Source organism: Streptomyces maremycinicus (genome assembly GCF_001184025.1).
In the GTDB taxonomy this organism is placed as follows: Bacteria; Actinomycetota; Actinomycetes; order Streptomycetales; family Streptomycetaceae; genus Streptomyces; species Streptomyces maremycinicus.
In genome coordinates, this window is the sequence record NZ_BBYG01000013.1 from 34,857 (window position 1) to 50,259 (window position 15,403).

Here is a 15,403-nt window from a genome sequence, read left to right on the forward strand (position 1 = left end):
CTCACGTTACCGCGAACGGGGGACAGGGCCCGCCCCGCCGGGTGCGCTGCACCGGTCGGCAGATCGTATGGGCCTACCGTTCCAACGGCCACCACCGCCCACGGCCGCCGCCCGGAGGTGCCCCGTATGCCCCCCACACCGTCCCGGTCCCCGCGTAGCCCCCACCCGGCACGCCGTCCATCCCGTCGCTCCGTCCGGCGCGGGCGCCCCCGCTGGGCCATGCGGGCGACGACCACGCTCTCGGTGGTGCTGCTCGCCGCCGCCGGGATCGGTCACTCGGTGGTCGCCGGCCTCGACGCGGAGATCGCCCGGGTCGACCCCTTCAAGGACATGAAGAACCGTCCGCGGGCCGGTCACGGCATGAACGTCCTGCTCGTCGGCACCGACGGCCGCGACAACATCACGGAGACGGAGCGCCGCCGCTACCGCCTGGGCGGGGCCCCCTGTCACTGCACCGACACGATCATGATCGTGCACATCTCGGAGGACCGGGAGCGGGCCAGCGTCGTCAGTCTCCCGCGTGACTCCTACGCGGAGACGCCCCCGCACACCGACCAGGTCACCGGCAAGGAGCACAGCGGCCACCCGATCAAGATCAACTCGGCGTACGCGGAGGGCGGACCGCAGCTCACCGTCCGCACGGTCGAGAACATGACCCACGTGAAGATCGACCACTACCTGGAGGTCGACTTCACCAGCTTCATGAAGACGGTGGACGTGCTGGGCGGCGTGCGGATCTGCACGGCGAAGCCCCTGAAGGACAGCTACACGGGCCTGGACCTGGCACCCGGCGCCCACACCCTCCAGGGCGGTCAGGCCCTCCAGTACGTCCGCTCCCGGCACACGGACGGCTCCTCCGACCTGGGCAGGATGAAGCGCCAGCAGCGGTTCCTGGCGGCCCTGGTGGAGCGGGCCACCTCCTCCGGGGTGCTGCTGAACCCGCTGAGGTTCCGGGACGTGACACGGGCCGTGCTCGGCTCGGTGCGGGCCGACCGGGGCTTCGGCACGGACGAGCTCCTCGACCTCGGCCGGGCGATGCGCACCTTCTCCCCTTCCTCCTCCGAGTTCACGACCGTCCCCATCGGCGAGCTGGACCACGTCGTGAAGGGTCTCGGCTCGACGCTGAAGTGGGATCCGGTGAAGTCGCAGCGCCTGTTCCGCGCCCTGCGCGAGGACGAGCCGCTCGCCTCCGCGGGAGCCCGGCCGCGCGACGACGGGGCGACACGCGTGGACGTGGCCCCGCAGCAGATCAGGGTCCAGGTCGAGAACGGCACCCGCACCGCGGGGCTGGGCAGGCGGGTGGACGCGGCACTGGCGGCGACGGGCTTCCGTACGACCCGGCAGCCGGTCAGCGCGGCCGCGCCCTCGACGCGGCGCACGGTCGTCGCCTACGACCCCCGCTGGGACCGCTCCGCGAAGTCGCTCGCGACAGCCCTGCCGGGCAGTGAGCTGCGGGCCGTGAAGGGCCTCGGGCCGACCCTGAAGGTCATCGCGGGGACGGACTTCCACCAGGTCCGCAAGGTACGCGCGGCCCAGGTGGAGCAGGGCGAGTCGACCGTGGTGCGGGGCGACGAAGTGGGCTGCTCCTAGGCGAATGTGCGTTTCTGGTGTGAAACGTACGAAACGGCTCGCTCCGTCCGATGGCGCGGGACACGTGGGAGGCGTACGACGGAAGGGCACGCACGGGGCCCGGCCCGGGCCCCCTCACCCCCAGAACCCTCCAGGAGGAGCCATGACCCAGCCCGGAACCATGACCGCCATGAGCAAGCAGATGCAGGACTGCGTCGAGGCCTGCATGTCCTGCCACAGCGTCTGCGAGGAGACCATGAGCTCCTGCATGCAGATGGGCGGCCAGGCCCAGATGCAGATCATGCGCGCGCTGATGGACTGCTCCGAGACGACCCGCATGTGCGCCGACATGATGATGCGGCGCTCGCCCATGTCGGCCGAGATGTGCGCGATGTGCGCCAAGGCCTGCGACATGTGCGCCGAGGCGTGTATGGCCATGCCGGACGATCCGCAGATGATGCGCTGCGCGGAGTCCTGTCGCCGCTGCGCCGAGATGTGCCGCACGATGGCGGGCGCCACCATGTGACCGCCGCCCGGACGGACTCAGGGGCACCCTGTGCGGGTGCCCCTGAGTGCGACTCCTATCAACCCGGCGCGGCGGCCCGGCCCTGCGCAGCAATGCCCGGCCACGTGGCCCGGTCGCGTGGCCGCCCGGCTCAGTTGCCCGAGACGGTGACCTTCTCGTCGTTCTTCAGCTGTTCGACCAGGGTCTTCACCTTGGCCTTGTCCCAGACGAGGTTGCCGCCGGTGGAACCGGAGATCGGCATGTTCATCGACTTGCCGTCACCGCTGTTGACGCCCTTCATCGCGAAGAACATCGACCCCAGGTCGTACAGGCCCATGTCCTTGTCGACGATGAGGGTGTCCAGGCCCGCGCTCATGGTCGGGTAGAGCTTGAACGGGTTGAGGACCGTGCCCGGGGTGGCCACCTGGTTGGCGAGGGCCGCGAGGAACTTCTGCTGGTTCTTGGTGCGGTCCAGGTCGGAACCGGCGAGGGCGTAGCGGGTACGGACGAACGCGAGGGCCTCCTCGCCGTTCAGGGTCTGCTTGCCCTTCTTGAGGTCGGCGCCCGACTTGGTGTCCTTGATGTCCTGCGGGATGTCGATCTCGACACCGCCGACCGAGTCCACGATGTTCGCGAAGCCGGCGAAGCCGATCTCCACGTAGTGGTCGATGCGCAGACCGGTGTTGAACTCGACCGTGCGCACCAGGAGTTCGGGGCCGTCCTCGGCGTAGGCGGCGTTCAGCTTGGTGTGCCGGCCGGTGCCCTTGTACGTCTTGCCGGACTCGGAGCCCACGAAGGACGGGATCTCCACGTCCGAGTCACGCGGCAGCGAGATGAGCGTGTCGCCGTTGGACCCGGTGTGCAGGATCATCATCGAGTCCGTGCGCTTGCCGTCGGCGGAACCGGTGTGCAGTTCCTTCTTCTCCTCGGCGGACATGCCCTCGCGGCTGTCGGAACCGACGATCAGGAAGTTGGTGCCCTCGCCCGCCTCGGGCCGGTCGATGACCTTCGACAGGTCGACCTCGCGCTTCAGCTTGCCGTCGGCCCAGAAGTAGGTGCCCACCGAGGTGACGACCAGCACGGTCAGCACGGTGATCGCCGTCCACTTGATGCGACGGCGCCAGTTCGGCGCGGGGCGCGCGGGACGGGTGTCGTAGCCCCCGGGACCGCCGGGGCCGCCGGAGTCGCCCCCGTAGACCTGGCCCGAGCTGTAGCCGCTGTCGTACCCGGTGTTCTGAGCGTTGGTGTAGTCGCCGTATCCCTGGCCGTTGACGTACGACGGCTGCGGCGGGACTCCGGCGCCCTGCGGCGGCGCGGCCGGGCCGCGGCGGACCTGCCGCATGACACGCGGGCTCTCGGGCTGCGCGTTCGCGCTGCCGCCGCCGTACCGGTTGCCGCGGTCGCTGTCGGACCATCCCTCGGGCCAATCGTTCATGCGGACCAGTGTGCAGGGCAGGACTGTGTGCCGGACAAGGGTCGTCGGAAAATCAGGGCCCCCCTGTTGCCAAGCTGACACAAAGTCCCGGCTTGTCCCCGTCGGCATAAGGTGGAGGACATGACAGACCAGGTCACCGCGGCGGACTCGGGCAGCACCCCGGACATCCCGGGCAAGCCCACATCCGCGTCCCGCACCACCCTCAGCCACATCATGACCCACAACGACACCAACCTCCTGGGCACGGTGCACGGTGGCGTGATCATGAAACTCGTGGACGACGCGGCGGGCGCGGTGGCCGGACGGCACTCGGGCGGGCCCGCCGTCACCGCGTCCATGGACGAGATGGTGTTCCTGGAGCCGGTCCGCGTCGGCGACCTCGTGCATGTGAAGGCCCAGGTCAACTGGACCGGCCGGACGTCGATGGAGGTCGGTGTCCGGGTCCTGGCCGAGCGCTGGAACGAGTCCACTCCGCCCACCCAGGTCGGCTCGGCCTACCTGGTCTTCGCCGCCGTCGACGCCGACGGCAAGCCCCGCGCGGTCCCCCCGGTCCTCCCGGAGACCGAACGCGACAAGAGGCGGTACCAGGAGGCCCAGATCCGCCGCACCCACCGGCTGGCCCGCCGCCGCGCGATCAGGGAACTCCGCGAACGCCGCATCGCGGAGGGACTCGAGGACTGAGCGGGCCCCGGACCGAGCAGGCGCGTTACCCGAAAGCCCCGGCATGATCAGCCTTCTCTGACATGTACAGACGACCTCTGGTGAGGGGCCCCTCAGGCGGGCCGCGCCGGCGGCCGGTGAGCGGCTGTCGGCGGCCGCGGTGGTGGAGGGCGAGCGGGGCGAGCGTATGACCGCGGAGCTCGCCGAGGGCCGCCGCCGGGTGGGGCGCCGGATCATCCGTGAGGGTCCGTCCTTCGGGGGCTGAGAACGGCGGAGGGCGCCCGGTCCCCCGGGCGCCCTCCGTGTGTCGGTGCGGCGAGCTCTACGGCAGGTTCCTCGCCATGACGATGCGCTGGACCTGGTTGGTGCCCTCGTAGATCTGCGTGATCTTCGCGTCGCGCATCATCCGCTCCACCGGGTAGTCCCGGGTGTAGCCGTAGCCGCCGAGGAGCTGGACCGCGTCCGTGGTGACCTCCATCGCCACGTCCGAGGCGAAGCACTTCGCGGCCGCGCCCATGAAGGTGAGGTCGGAGTCCACACGCTCGGACTTGGCCGCCGCCGCGTAGGTCAGCTGACGGGCGGCCTCGATCTTCATGGCCATGTCGGCGAGCATGAACTGGACGCCCTGGAAGTCGGCGATCGCCTTGCCGAACTGCTTGCGCTCCTGGACGTAGCCCTTGGCGTAGTCGAAGGCGCCCTGGGCGACACCCAGCGCCTGCGCGGCGATCGTGATGCGGGTGTGGTCCAGGGTCTTCATCGCGGTCGCGAAGCCCGTGCCCTCCTCGCCGATCATGCGGTCGGCCGGGATGCGGACGTTGTCGAAGTAGACCTCGCGGGTCGGGGAGCCCTTGATGCCCAGCTTCTTCTCCGGGGCGCCGAAGGAGACACCCTCGTCGGACTTCTCCACGACGAACGCCGAGATGCCCTTCGAGCGCTTCGTGGGGTCCGTCACGGCCATCACCGTGTAGTACTCGGAGACGCCCGCGTTGGTGATCCAGCGCTTCACGCCGTTCAGGATCCAGTGGTCGCCGTCCCGGACCGCCTTCGTCTTCATGCCGGCCGCGTCCGAGCCCGCGTCCGGCTCGGACAGGGCGTAGGAGAACATCGCCTCGCCCCTGGCGAGCGGCGTCAGGTACCTCTTCTTCAAATCCTCGGAGCCCGACAGGATCACCGGCAGGGAGCCCAGCTTGTTGACCGCCGGAATCAGCGAGGACGACACACAGGCCCGCGCGACCTCCTCGATCACGATCACCGTGGCCAGGGCGTCCGCGCCCGCGCCGCCGTACGACTCGGGCACGTGCACCGCGTGCAGGTCGCTCGCCACCAGCGCGTCCAGCGCCTCCTGCGGGAAGCGGGCCTCCTCGTCCACCGCGGCGGCGTACGGCGCGATCTTCGCCTCGGACAGCGAACGGATCGCGTCGCGGAGCATGTCGTGCTCCTCGGACGGGCGGTACAGGTCGAAGTCAGCCGATCCGGCCAAGGTGTTCACGCTCCAAAACGCTACGGTCACCGACGCTAATTACCGTTAAGTAACTCAAATTCTAGGCGTCCACCCACCCGAGTGATACGTGAGTTTGGCGACAGGGGGCTTTCTTCTGACAACTGCCCGGTGAGGGGAGCCCGCACGCCCCGACTATGCTCGGGCGCGCAGCGACGCCGTCCCCACCTGGAGCATTCATGGCCCTCAAGATCACCGTGATCGGCACCGGCTATCTCGGCGCAACGCACGCCGCGGCCATGGCCGAGCTGGGTTTCGAGGTGCTCGCTCTCGACGTCGTGCGCGAGAAGATCGAGATGCTGGAGCGCGGCGAGACCCCGATGTACGAGCCGGGGCTCGAGGAACTGCTGCGCCGGCACGTCCCCGGCTTCGAGGGGTCCAGCGGGCGGCTGCGCTTCACCCAGGACTGGGCCGAGGTGGGCGCCTTCGGCGATGTCCACTTCGTGTGCGTGAACACCCCGCAGAAGCACGGTGAGTACGCCTGCGACATGTCCTACGTCGAGTCCGCCATCGGCTCCCTCGCACCGCACCTGACGCGACCCGCCCTCGTCGTCGGCAAGTCCACCGTGCCGGTGGGTTCCGCCGACCGCCTGGCCCGGACGATCGCCGAGCTCGCGCCCGCCGGCGCGGACGCCGAGCTCGCCTGGAACCCGGAGTTCCTGCGCGAGGGGTTCGCGGTCCAGGACACCCTGCACCCGGACCGCATCGTCGTCGGGGTGCGCAGCGAGCGCGCCGAGGCGCTGCTGCGGCAGGTGTACGAGACGCCGATCGGCGAGGGGTCGCCGTTCGTCGTCACCGACTTCCCGACCGCCGAGCTGGTGAAGACCTCCGCGAACTCCTTCCTGGCCACCAAGATCTCCTTCATCAACGCGATGGCCGAGGTGTGCGAGGCCGCCGACGGCGATGTGGCCAAGCTGGCCGAGGCCATCGGCTACGACGACCGGATCGGGAAGAAGTTCCTGCGGGCGGGGATCGGTTTCGGCGGCGGCTGCCTGCCCAAGGACATCCGGGCCTTCATGGCACGGGCCGGCGAGCTCGGCGCCGACCAGGCGCTGACCTTCCTGCGCGAGATCGACTCCATCAACATGCGCCAGCGCGGGCAGATGGTCGAGCTGGCCCGGCAGGCACTGGGCGGCGGATCCTTCCTGGGCAAGCGGATCGCCGTGCTCGGCGCCACCTTCAAGCCCGACTCCGACGACGTACGGGACTCGCCGGCCCTCAACGTCGCCGGGCAGATCCACCTCCAGGGCGGACAGGTCACGGTGTACGACCCGAAGGGCATGGCCAACGCCCGCCGGGTCTTCCCGACGCTCGGGTACGCGGACTCGGCCCTGGAGGCGGTCCGGGGCGCGGACGCCGTACTGCACCTGACCGAGTGGCGGGAGTTCCGGGAGCTCGACCCGGCGCAGCTCGGGGAGGTCGCGACGACCCGGCTGGTCCTCGACGGACGCAACGCGCTCGACCCCGTCCTGTGGCGCAAGGCCGGCTGGACGTACCGGGCGATGGGCCGTCCGACCGCCTGAGCGCGGGAGCGGGAGCGGGAACCGCCACGGGTACGGCAACGGGAGCGAGGGCGGCCGCACGTAGGACGCGGGCACAGGTCCACGGAGCGACGCCGGTTCGGCCGAGGCTCAGTCGGCCGAACCGGCGTCTTGCTGCATTCTGCACCACCGGCCCGTGCCCCGGCCGGTGAACTACTTCGCCCGGTACCGGCGCATCTTGGCGCGCGCCCCGCACACCTGCATCGAGCACCAGCGCCCCCGCCCCGCCGGGCTGCGGTCGTAGTACGCCCAGTGGCAGGTGGCGGCCTCGCAGGCCTTCAGCCGGTTCCAGGTGCCCGCGATCAGCGCCTCCGCCACCGCGGCGGCCGTACGGGTCAGCAGCGAGGCCGCGGGGCCGGACGGAGCGAGGCGGGCGGAGCCGTCCCGCTCGTCGATCGTGACCAGCAGGGGCGCCGACGCCAGCAGCTCGCCCAGCGGGGTCACCTCGCGGTGCGGCGGATGGCCCGCGTGGGCCAGCAGGGCCGCGCGCAGCGACTCGCGCAGCTCGCGGGCCCCAGCCAGCTCGCCCGATGCGTCGTCGGCGTGCCCGGCGCCCTCGGTGTTCTCCGGCAGCCCGAAGCGCGCCCGGCCCTCCGCCGTGTCCAGCGCGTCCACGCCCGACTCGAGGTCCAGCGTGTTCACCAGGGACTCGACCAGAGCCAGGCCCCCGGGCGCCGCCGATCGGTCATTCATGGTTGCGACGTTACCGCCAATGCGGGAGCATGCAGTAACCGTTACTGGTTACCCGGATCTAGGGGTAACCATCCCGTTCGTCCGATCGCCAGGAGGAAGTCATGGCTCTCGCCACGCTGGGCGTCGTCGTTCTGGACTGTCCCGACCCCGCCGCGCTGGCCGGTTTCTACGCCGAGGTGCTGGGCGGGACCGTCGAGGGCGAAGGAGAGTGGGTCGACGTGAAGGTGCCCGGTGGCCAGTCGCTGGCCTTCCAGGCCGCGCCCGGGTTCGTACCGCCCGCGTGGCCCGCGCCGGCGCACTCGCAGCAGTTCCATCTGGACCTGAACGTCGACGACCTCGACGCCGCCGAGCGGGGCGTGCTGGCACTCGGCGCGAAGCCGCTGGACGCGGAGGACCGCTCGCGCGGCTGGCGTGTGTACGCGGATCCGGCGGGGCACCCGTTCTGCCTGTGCAGCTGCTGAAGCCCGTACGACACCCCGTACCGCGCCCGAGCCAGGAGGATCGCATGCCGCCCGTCGCCCGCTTCCGTTCCGTCGTCCTCGACTGCCCCGACCCCCGTGCGCTCGCCGACTTCTACGCGGCGGTCCTGGGCGGCACGCCCGAGGCCGAGGACGGCGAGGAGGACTGGTTCGTCCTGTACGTTCCCGGAGGTCCCCGGATCGCGTTCCAGCGGGTGGAGGGGTACACCCCGCCGGAGTGGCCGCGCGCCGACCGCAATCCGCAGCAGTTCCACCTCGACCTCGACGGCGGCGCCACCTGGGCGGAGATCGACGCCGCCCACGAGCGGGTGCTGGCGCTGGGGGCGCGGCCGCTGGACCTGGAGGACCGGGAGAAGAAGGACTTCCAGGTGTACGCCGACCCGGCGGGGCATCCGTTCTGCCTGTGCCGGATCGAACACCCGTGAGCGAGCGCCGGTGAGCTCGCCCCCGAGCGAGCGGCCTCCGAGGGCAGACCGGTGAGCGCCCGCCCGTAGCGGCCCGGCAGCCCCGGCCGCCGCCCTGCTCGTCAGTCGGCCTGTCCGGGCCCGTCCTGTCCGGCCGTCGCGCTATCCGTCCAGTTCCGTGATCCTGGCCGTCGGCGGCTCCCCGCGGTCCTGGGCCGCGCGGGCCACGAAGTCGGCGGTGCGCAGCACACGCTGCACATTGCCCCAGGTCAGCAGCGCGATGTCGGTCTCCGGCCAGCCCCGTCGGAGCAGCTCGGCGATCAGGTGCGGATAGCCGGACGCGTCGGCGAGGCCCTGCGGGTGCGCGACGCCGGAGTCGTAGGTGCCGGACAGCCCGACGCAGTCCGGTCCGGCGATCGCGCGGACGTGGTCGAGGTGGTCGGCGACGTCCCGCAGGCCGGGGCCGGTCTGCTCGGCGGTCAGCGGCACCAGGCAGAGACCCTTGGCCGCTCCCAGCCCGGCGAGCAGTTCGTCGGACAGGTTCGCGGGGTGCGGGCGCAGCGCGCGGGCGGCGGAGCGGGTGCACAGGACCGGTGTCCTGGAGAGGGTGAGGACGCGACCGACGGTGAGGTCACCGGCGCCGGAGAGGTCGGCGAGCACCCCGATCCGGTTCATCTCGCGCACGACCTCCTCGCCGAACCGGGTCAGCCCCGCGTCGCCGCCCGCCCAGGAGGTACCGGAGAGGGTGAGGACGCGCACCCCGAGGGAGCGCAGCACACGCAGGACGCCCAGGGAGTCGTCGAGCGCGGCGGCGGTGGCCGGGCCCAGGACCACGGCGACGCGGCCGCAGTGGTGGGCGTCGATGATCTGCCCGGCGCTGCGGGCCAGCCGCAGCCCCTCGGGATGCGCGGCGATCACCGACCGGGCGAGGTCCAGCTGCTCCAGGGTGGCCCCGACGGCCCGGTCGGCGGTCAGGCCCTCGGGCAGGTGCAGCGACCACAGCAGCGCGCCGACATTGCCCCGGCGCAGCCGGGGGACGTCCGTGTCGACGGCGCTCTCGCCGTGCTGGAGGTCGTACCAGGGCAGCTGCCGCAGCGCCGAGGGCAGTGCGCTGTAGCCGTCGGCGACGGGGTGCGCGGCGAGCAGGGCGCGGGCCCGCTCCAGCGGGGTGCTCCCGGGCTCCTGGGCCGGCCGGCCGGCCTCGCGGGCCGTCTCGCCTGCCCCGGTGGCCTCGGTGGCCTCGGTGGCCTCCTCGGCCGTGAGCGGCGCCCACGGGCCGAACGACGCCGCCTGCGCCTCGTCGTCGAGCTCACCGACCTCGGGGAGGGTGCGCGGCTCGTCATGGAGGTCGGCCATGGCGGTCTCCGTACGTCGATCAGCAGTACGGTCACCGTCGCACGCGGGACGCCCGGCTTCCTGGTGGACGGGGCGTTCGGGGGACCTGCCGGAGGGGGGACCGGCCTGGGGGACCTGCCGGACGGAGCCAGGCGGACGGAGGCGGGCGGACGGAGGCGGGCGGACGGCCGGTACGCCCCCCGGGCCGCTCCGCACCGCCCCGCCCGGCCCCTGCCCCGCGGGCCGGGTCAGCCGTCCAGCGACTCGATCGTCGCGTGGGAGGCGGGCCGGGTGGCCTGGAGGCCGCGGGCCACGTCCTCCGCGGCGCCGAGCACGCGCACCGCGTTCTGCCAGGTCAGCTTGGCGAGGTCCGGCCGGGACCAGCCGCGGTCGAGGAGCTCCGCGATCAGGTTGGGGTAGCCGGAGACGTCGTCGAGGCCGTCGGGGGTGAAGGCGGTGCCGTCGTAGTCGCCGCCGATGCCGAGGTGGTCGATGCCGGCCACCTCGCGCATGTGGTCGAGGTGGTCGGCGACCGTGGCGACGGTGGCGACCGGGCGCGGGTTCGTCTCCTCGAAGGCCCGGTGGACCTTCATCGCCTCGGCCGTGGTGGCGAGGTGGTGGAAGCCGTGGGCGCGCATGTTGTCGTCCGCGGCGGCCGTCCAGTCGACCGCCGCCTGGAGGACGAACTTCGGCACGAAGGTCACCATCGCCATGCCGCCGTTGGCGGGGAGGCGTTCGAGGACGTCGTCCGGGATGTTGCGCGGGTGGTCGCACACCGCTCGCGCGGAGGAGTGCGAGAAGATCACCGGCGCGGCCGTCGCGTCGAGCGCGTCGCGCATCGTCGTCGCCGCCACGTGCGAGAGGTCGACCAGCATGCCCTCGCGGTTCATCTCGCGCACGACCTCGCGGCCGAACGCGGTCAGGCCGCCGGCCTTGGGTTCGTCGGTCGCGGAGTCCGCCCAGTCCACGTTGTCGTTGTGGGTGAGCGTCATGTAGCGCACGCCGAGCGCGTACAGGCCGCGCAGGGTGCCGAGCGAGTTGGCGATCGAGTGGCCGCCCTCCGCCCCCATGAGCGAGGCGATACGGCCCTGCGCGCGCGCCGCCTCCATGTCCGCGGCCGTCAGCGCGGCGCGCAGATCTCCCGGGTGGCGGGCGATGAGCCGCCGCACGCAGTCGATCTGCTCCAGCGTCGCGGGGACCGCGTCGGGCAGGTCCGCGCGCACGTAGACCGACCAGTACTGCGCGCCGACACCGCCCGCGCGCAGCCGCGGGATGTCGGTGTGCAGGTGGGCGCGCTGGTGGCCGGCGATGTCGCGGGCGTCGAGGTCGTAGCGGACCTGTTCGCGCAGCGCCCAGGGCAGGTCGTTGTGGCCGTCGACGACGGGGAACTCGCGCAGGAGCTCGCGGGCCGCGTCCAGTGAGGTCATCTGCGTCACTTTCCGAAACCGAAGCCGTTCGAGCCCTCGACCTTGGCGCGCAGGCGCTTGCCCTTCTCGGTGGCCTGGTCGTTCAGCTCCTGCTGGAAGTCGCGCATGCGGGCGAGCACCTCCTCGTCCTGGGTGGCGAGGATGCGGGCGGCCAGCAGACCGGCGTTGCGGGCGCCGCCCACGGAGACCGTGGCGACCGGGACACCGGCCGGCATCTGCACGATCGACAGCAGGCTGTCCATGCCGTCCAGGTACTTCAGCGGCACGGGTACGCCGATGACCGGCAGCGGGGTGACGGAGGCGAGCATGCCGGGGAGGTGGGCGGCGCCACCGGCCCCCGCGATGATCACCTTGAGCCCGCGCCCGTCCGCCTGCTCGCCGTACGCGACCATCTCGCGCGGCATGCGGTGCGCTGAGACGACGTCGACCTCGTACGCGATCTCGAACTCGTCGAGGGCCTGGGCGGCGGCCTCCATGACGGGCCAGTCGCTGTCCGACCCCATGACGATGCCTACGACTGGGCTCATTCGGTGATCGTGCCTCTCAGGTAACCGGCTGCGTGACGCGCGCGTTCGAGGACGTCGTCCAGGTCGTCGCCGTAGGTGTTGACGTGGCCGACCTTGCGGCCGGGCTTCACGTCCTTGCCGTACATGTGGATCTTCAGCTGGGGGTCGCGGGCCATGCAGTGCAGGTACGCGGAGTACATGTCGGGGTAGTCGCCGCCGAGGACGTTGACCATGACCGTCCACTTCGCCCGCGGGCGCGGGTCGCCGAGCGGGAGGTCGAGGACGGCACGGACGTGGTTGGCGAACTGCGAGGTGATCGCGCCGTCCATCGACCAGTGGCCCGAGTTGTGCGGGCGCATCGCCAGTTCGTTGACCAGGATGCGGCCGTCGCGGGTCTCGAAGAGCTCCACCGCGAGGTGGCCGACCACGCCCAGTTCCTTGGCGATGCGCAGGGCCAGCTCCTCGGCCCGCAGGGCGAGGGCCCCGTCCAGGCCGGGCGCGGGGGCGATCACCGTGTCGCAGACGCCGCCGACCTGCTGCGACTCGACCACCGGGTAGGCGACCGCCTGCCCGTGCGGGGAGCGCACGACGTTGGCGGCGAGCTCGCGGACGTAGTCGACCTTCTCCTCGGCCAGGACGGGGACGCCGGCACGGAAGGGTTCCGCCGCCTCCTCGGCCGAGTCGACGACCCACACGCCCTTGCCGTCGTAACCGCCGCGGACGGTCTTGAGGACCACCGGGAAGCCGTCGCCCGGCGCGCCTTCGGGCAGGCCCTCGGCGGCGAACGCGGCGACGTCCGCCGGGTCGGTCACGATCCGGTGCCGGGGGCACGGGACGCCGATCGCGTCCAGCCGCGCGCGCATCACCCCCTTGTCCTGGGCGTGCACCAGCGCGTCGGGGCCCGGGCGGACGGGGATGCCGTCCGCCTCCAGCGCCCTGAGGTGCTCGGTGGGTACGTGTTCGTGATCGAAGGTGATCACATCGCACCCGCGCGCGAACTCGCGGAGCGTGTCGAGATCGCGATAGTCGCCGATGACGACATCGCTCACGACCTGCGCCGCGGAATCCAGTGGGGTGTCACTGAGGAGCTTGAATCTGATGCCGAGCGGGATGCCCGCCTCGTGTGTCATACGAGCGAGCTGGCCCCCGCCGACCATGCCGACTACCGGGAACGTCACGCCCCCAGGGTATCGGCCACGCCACCGAGGCCGAATTCCGTGCCTCTTACCGGGACCTTCCCCGTCTCATACCGTCCGTTTTCCCGCTTCTTCCCCGCTGGTCACGGGCCCGTGAGCCGGACCACAGGAAACGGACAAGAGTGGTGGTTAGCATGGCTGGGTTGACGAAACCGAACCCGGACGGGGGCCTGTACGACCATGGCGCATGGTTCCTCGGGGCTGAGGAGGGTCGTCCGCGAGCTCGCGAAGTTCGGGGCCGTGGGCGGCGCGGGGTTGCTGGTCAACCTCGGGGTCTTCAACCTGGTCCGGCATCTCACCGACCTCCAGGTCGTGCGGGCCAGCGTCATAGCCACGGTGGTGGCCATCGCCTTCAACTACGTGGGGTTCCGCTACTTCACCTACCGTGACCGCGACAAGAGCGGGCGGACGAAGGAAATGACGCTTTTCCTGCTGTTCAGCGCGGTGGGACTGGTGATCGAGAACGGCCTGCTGTTCGCCGCGACGTACGGGTTCGGCTGGGACAGCCCGCTCCAGAGCAACGTGTTCAAGTTCGTCGGCATCGGGATCGCGACGCTGTTCCGGTTCTGGTCGTACCGGACGTGGGTCTTCCGGGCCCTGCCGACGCAGGAGGCCGTGGCCGCCGTGGCCGGCCCCGAGTCCTTCCTGACGGTGACCGAGCAGTCCCGCAAGCCCGAGCCGAGGGCCGGCACCCGGGTCGGCTGACGGCCCCCGTCAAGGTCGGTCGACGGCCCCCGCCCCGGTCGGCCGACGGCCTCCGTCCAGGTCTGCTGACGGCCTCCGTCCGAGTCTGCCGACGGCCCCTGCCCGGGTCGGCGGGCCGGGCACCCGCCCGGGTCGGCCCACGGGCCCTATCGGACCGTCGCCTCGCCGTCCTCCGCTCGCTTCGGCGGAGCCGTGCGGGACAGGAACAGCCCGAAGACCGGGGGCTGGGCCTGGAGCATCTCCAGCCGGCCGCCGTCGGCCTCCGCCAGGTCGCGCGCCACCGCCAGGCCGATGCCCGTGGAGTTGCGGCCGCTGATGGCCCGCTCGAAGATACGGGCGCCCAGGTCGGCGGGCACGCCGGGACCCTCGTCGGTGACCTCGACCACGGACTGGTTGCCGGTGACCCGGGTGCGCAGCGCCACCGTGCCGCCGCCGTGCATGAGGGAGTTCTCGATCAGGGCGGCCAGCACCTGGGCTACGGCGCCGGGCGTGCCCACCGCCCGCAGATGGCGCTTGCCGGAACTGACGATGGCCCGGCCCACGCCGCGGTAGGCGGGACGCCATTCCTCGAGCTGCTGCTGGATGACCTCGTCGAGGTCGAAGGTGACCGCCGAGCCGGTGCGGGGGTCCCGGGCGTTGGTCAGGAGGCGTTCGACCACGTCCGTCAGGCGCTCCACCTGCGTCAGGGCGATCGTCGCCTCCTCCTTCACGGTGTCCGGATCGTCGGTGAGGGTGATCTCCTCCAGGCGCATGGACAGCGCCGTCAGCGGCGTGCGCAGCTGGTGGGAGGCGTCGGCCGCGAGACGGCGCTCGGCGGTCAGCATGCGGGCGATGCGCTCGGCGGAGGCGTCGAGGACGTCGGCGACCCGGTCCAGCTCGGGGACGGCGTACCGCTTGTGCCGGGGCCGCGGGTCGCCCGAGCCCAGCCGCTCCGCCGTCTCCGCGAGGTCGGTCAGGGGGGAGGCGAGCCGGTTGGCCTGCCGGATGGCCAGCAGCACCGCGGCGATCACCGCGAGCAGCGCCACCAGGGCGATGATCAGCAGCGTGCGGCCGACCTCCCGGGTGACCGTGGAGCGCGGCTCCTGGACCAGGACGGTCTCACCCTCCTCGCCCCGCGCCGTCGCCCTGATCACATCGCCCTGGGGCTTGCTGCCGACCTGGATGGCCGTCCGGCCGGGGATCCGGATCTCGGCGTAGCGGTCCTGCGTGACCTGGTCGCGCAGTATCTCGGCGGTGACGTCCTCCGAGCCCACCAGGCGGCTGTCCACGATGCTGGCCAGCCGCAGCGCCTCGGAGTCCACCCGTTCCTGGGCGCTGTTGCTGATGGTGCGGGTCTCGACGATGACGAGCGACACCCCGAACACGGCGATGACCACGAGCACGACGGCGAGCGTGGACTGGATGAGACGGCGACGCACGACACCCTCCGAGCGGTGACTTCAGAACCCCG

The 15,403-nt window shown here is 71.7% G+C and carries 15 protein-coding genes; 7 read left to right on the forward strand and 8 right to left on the reverse strand.

Annotated features, from left to right (window positions below):
* The first annotated feature begins 126 nt into the window (after positions 1-126).
* Positions 127-1,590 carry an LCP family protein gene (locus AOQ37_RS15890; RefSeq protein ID WP_445407280.1) on the forward strand — a complete coding sequence of 488 codons (1,464 nt, stop codon included), beginning with the start codon at positions 127-129 and terminating at the stop codon, positions 1,588-1,590.
* 142 nt (positions 1,591-1,732) lie between these two features.
* Positions 1,733-2,095: a four-helix bundle copper-binding protein gene (locus AOQ37_RS15895; RefSeq protein ID WP_062645182.1), complete on the forward strand. Its 363-nt coding sequence runs from the start codon at positions 1,733-1,735 to the stop codon at positions 2,093-2,095.
* 130 nt (positions 2,096-2,225) lie between these two features.
* Here the strand turns inward: AOQ37_RS15895 and AOQ37_RS15900 are convergent, their stop codons facing one another.
* Positions 2,226-3,509: an LCP family protein gene (locus AOQ37_RS15900; RefSeq protein ID WP_062645183.1), complete on the reverse strand. Its 1,284-nt coding sequence runs from the start codon at positions 3,507-3,509 to the stop codon at positions 2,226-2,228.
* 120 nt (positions 3,510-3,629) lie between these two features.
* Here AOQ37_RS15900 and AOQ37_RS15905 point away from each other — a divergent pair, with 120 nt between their 5' ends.
* On the forward strand, positions 3,630-4,190 hold the full coding sequence (locus AOQ37_RS15905; RefSeq protein WP_062645184.1) for an acyl-CoA thioesterase: 561 nt from the start codon (positions 3,630-3,632) through the stop codon (positions 4,188-4,190).
* A gap of 301 nt (positions 4,191-4,491) precedes the next feature.
* On the opposite strand, the gene AOQ37_RS15910 is transcribed toward AOQ37_RS15905, so the two are convergent.
* Positions 4,492-5,649, reverse strand: a complete 1,158-nt coding sequence (locus tag AOQ37_RS15910; protein WP_062645570.1) for an acyl-CoA dehydrogenase family protein — start codon at positions 5,647-5,649, stop codon at positions 4,492-4,494.
* Between the two features lie 197 nt (positions 5,650-5,846).
* On the opposite strand from AOQ37_RS15910, the gene AOQ37_RS15915 reads away from it, so the two are divergent.
* The gene (locus AOQ37_RS15915; protein WP_062645185.1) at positions 5,847-7,190 is read left to right on the forward strand and encodes a UDP-glucose dehydrogenase family protein; all 1,344 of its coding nucleotides are present in this window, start codon (positions 5,847-5,849) and stop codon (positions 7,188-7,190) included.
* Positions 7,191-7,361: 171 nt separating this feature from the next.
* Here AOQ37_RS15915 and AOQ37_RS15920 read toward each other — a convergent pair whose 3' ends face one another.
* The gene (locus AOQ37_RS15920; RefSeq protein WP_062645186.1) at positions 7,362-7,901 is read right to left on the reverse strand and encodes a CGNR zinc finger domain-containing protein; all 540 of its coding nucleotides are present in this window, start codon (positions 7,899-7,901) and stop codon (positions 7,362-7,364) included.
* Between the two features lie 101 nt (positions 7,902-8,002).
* On the opposite strand from AOQ37_RS15920, the gene AOQ37_RS15925 reads away from it, so the two are divergent.
* Both AOQ37_RS15925 and AOQ37_RS15930 read left to right on the forward strand, forming a co-directional pair.
* Positions 8,003-8,362, forward strand: a complete 360-nt coding sequence (locus tag AOQ37_RS15925; RefSeq protein ID WP_062645187.1) for a VOC family protein — start codon at positions 8,003-8,005, stop codon at positions 8,360-8,362.
* Positions 8,363-8,406: 44 nt separating this feature from the next.
* Positions 8,407-8,805 (forward strand): VOC family protein, encoded by a 399-nt coding sequence (locus AOQ37_RS15930; RefSeq protein ID WP_062645188.1) that lies wholly within the window; start codon positions 8,407-8,409, stop codon positions 8,803-8,805.
* A gap of 141 nt (positions 8,806-8,946) precedes the next feature.
* On the opposite strand, the gene AOQ37_RS15935 is transcribed toward AOQ37_RS15930, so the two are convergent.
* The 4 genes from AOQ37_RS15935 to AOQ37_RS15950 form a co-directional block, all read right to left on the reverse strand.
* Positions 8,947-10,140 carry a dipeptidase gene (locus AOQ37_RS15935; RefSeq protein ID WP_062645189.1) on the reverse strand — a complete coding sequence of 398 codons (1,194 nt, stop codon included), beginning with the start codon at positions 10,138-10,140 and terminating at the stop codon, positions 8,947-8,949.
* A gap of 227 nt (positions 10,141-10,367) precedes the next feature.
* On the reverse strand, positions 10,368-11,546 hold the full coding sequence (locus tag AOQ37_RS15940) for a dipeptidase (RefSeq protein WP_062645190.1): 1,179 nt from the start codon (positions 11,544-11,546) through the stop codon (positions 10,368-10,370).
* Between the two features lie 5 nt (positions 11,547-11,551).
* Complete coding sequence (gene purE, locus AOQ37_RS15945) at positions 11,552-12,073, reverse strand: 5-(carboxyamino)imidazole ribonucleotide mutase (protein ID WP_078890207.1); 522 nt, start codon at positions 12,071-12,073, stop codon at positions 11,552-11,554.
* Positions 12,070-13,209, reverse strand: a complete 1,140-nt coding sequence (locus AOQ37_RS15950; protein ID WP_234436933.1) for a 5-(carboxyamino)imidazole ribonucleotide synthase — start codon at positions 13,207-13,209, stop codon at positions 12,070-12,072. Before AOQ37_RS15950 ends, purE begins: the two co-directional genes overlap by 4 nt.
* Before the next feature lie 219 nt (positions 13,210-13,428).
* On the opposite strand from AOQ37_RS15950, the gene AOQ37_RS15955 reads away from it, so the two are divergent.
* Positions 13,429-13,953: a GtrA family protein gene (locus AOQ37_RS15955; protein ID WP_062645193.1), complete on the forward strand. Its 525-nt coding sequence runs from the start codon at positions 13,429-13,431 to the stop codon at positions 13,951-13,953.
* Positions 13,954-14,099: 146 nt separating this feature from the next.
* On the opposite strand, the gene AOQ37_RS15960 is transcribed toward AOQ37_RS15955, so the two are convergent.
* Positions 14,100-15,371 carry a sensor histidine kinase gene (locus AOQ37_RS15960; protein ID WP_062645194.1) on the reverse strand — a complete coding sequence of 424 codons (1,272 nt, stop codon included), beginning with the start codon at positions 15,369-15,371 and terminating at the stop codon, positions 14,100-14,102.
* Between the last annotated feature and the right edge of the window lie 32 nt (positions 15,372-15,403).

Bases quoted from the DNA above. Each gene is read 5' to 3' on its own strand.
- AOQ37_RS15890 (WP_445407280.1), top strand. From the start codon at position 127: ATGCCCCCCACACCGTCCCGGTCCCCGCGTAGCCCCCACCCGGCACGC.
- AOQ37_RS15895 (WP_062645182.1), top strand. From the start codon at position 1,733: ATGACCCAGCCCGGAACCATGACCGCCATGAGCAAGCAGATGCAGGAC.
- AOQ37_RS15900 (WP_062645183.1), bottom strand. From the start codon at position 3,509: ATGAACGATTGGCCCGAGGGATGGTCCGACAGCGACCGCGGCAACCGG.
- AOQ37_RS15905 (WP_062645184.1), top strand. From the start codon at position 3,630: ATGACAGACCAGGTCACCGCGGCGGACTCGGGCAGCACCCCGGACATC.
- AOQ37_RS15915 (WP_062645185.1), top strand. From the start codon at position 5,847: ATGGCCCTCAAGATCACCGTGATCGGCACCGGCTATCTCGGCGCAACG.
- AOQ37_RS15920 (WP_062645186.1), bottom strand. From the start codon at position 7,901: ATGAATGACCGATCGGCGGCGCCCGGGGGCCTGGCTCTGGTCGAGTCC.
- AOQ37_RS15925 (WP_062645187.1), top strand. From the start codon at position 8,003: ATGGCTCTCGCCACGCTGGGCGTCGTCGTTCTGGACTGTCCCGACCCC.
- AOQ37_RS15930 (WP_062645188.1), top strand. From the start codon at position 8,407: ATGCCGCCCGTCGCCCGCTTCCGTTCCGTCGTCCTCGACTGCCCCGAC.
- AOQ37_RS15935 (WP_062645189.1), bottom strand. From the start codon at position 10,140: ATGGCCGACCTCCATGACGAGCCGCGCACCCTCCCCGAGGTCGGTGAG.
- AOQ37_RS15940 (WP_062645190.1), bottom strand. From the start codon at position 11,546: ATGACCTCACTGGACGCGGCCCGCGAGCTCCTGCGCGAGTTCCCCGTC.
- purE (WP_078890207.1), bottom strand. From the start codon at position 12,073: ATGAGCCCAGTCGTAGGCATCGTCATGGGGTCGGACAGCGACTGGCCC.
- AOQ37_RS15950 (WP_234436933.1), bottom strand. From the start codon at position 13,209: ATGGTCGGCGGGGGCCAGCTCGCTCGTATGACACACGAGGCGGGCATC.
- AOQ37_RS15955 (WP_062645193.1), top strand. From the start codon at position 13,429: ATGGCGCATGGTTCCTCGGGGCTGAGGAGGGTCGTCCGCGAGCTCGCG.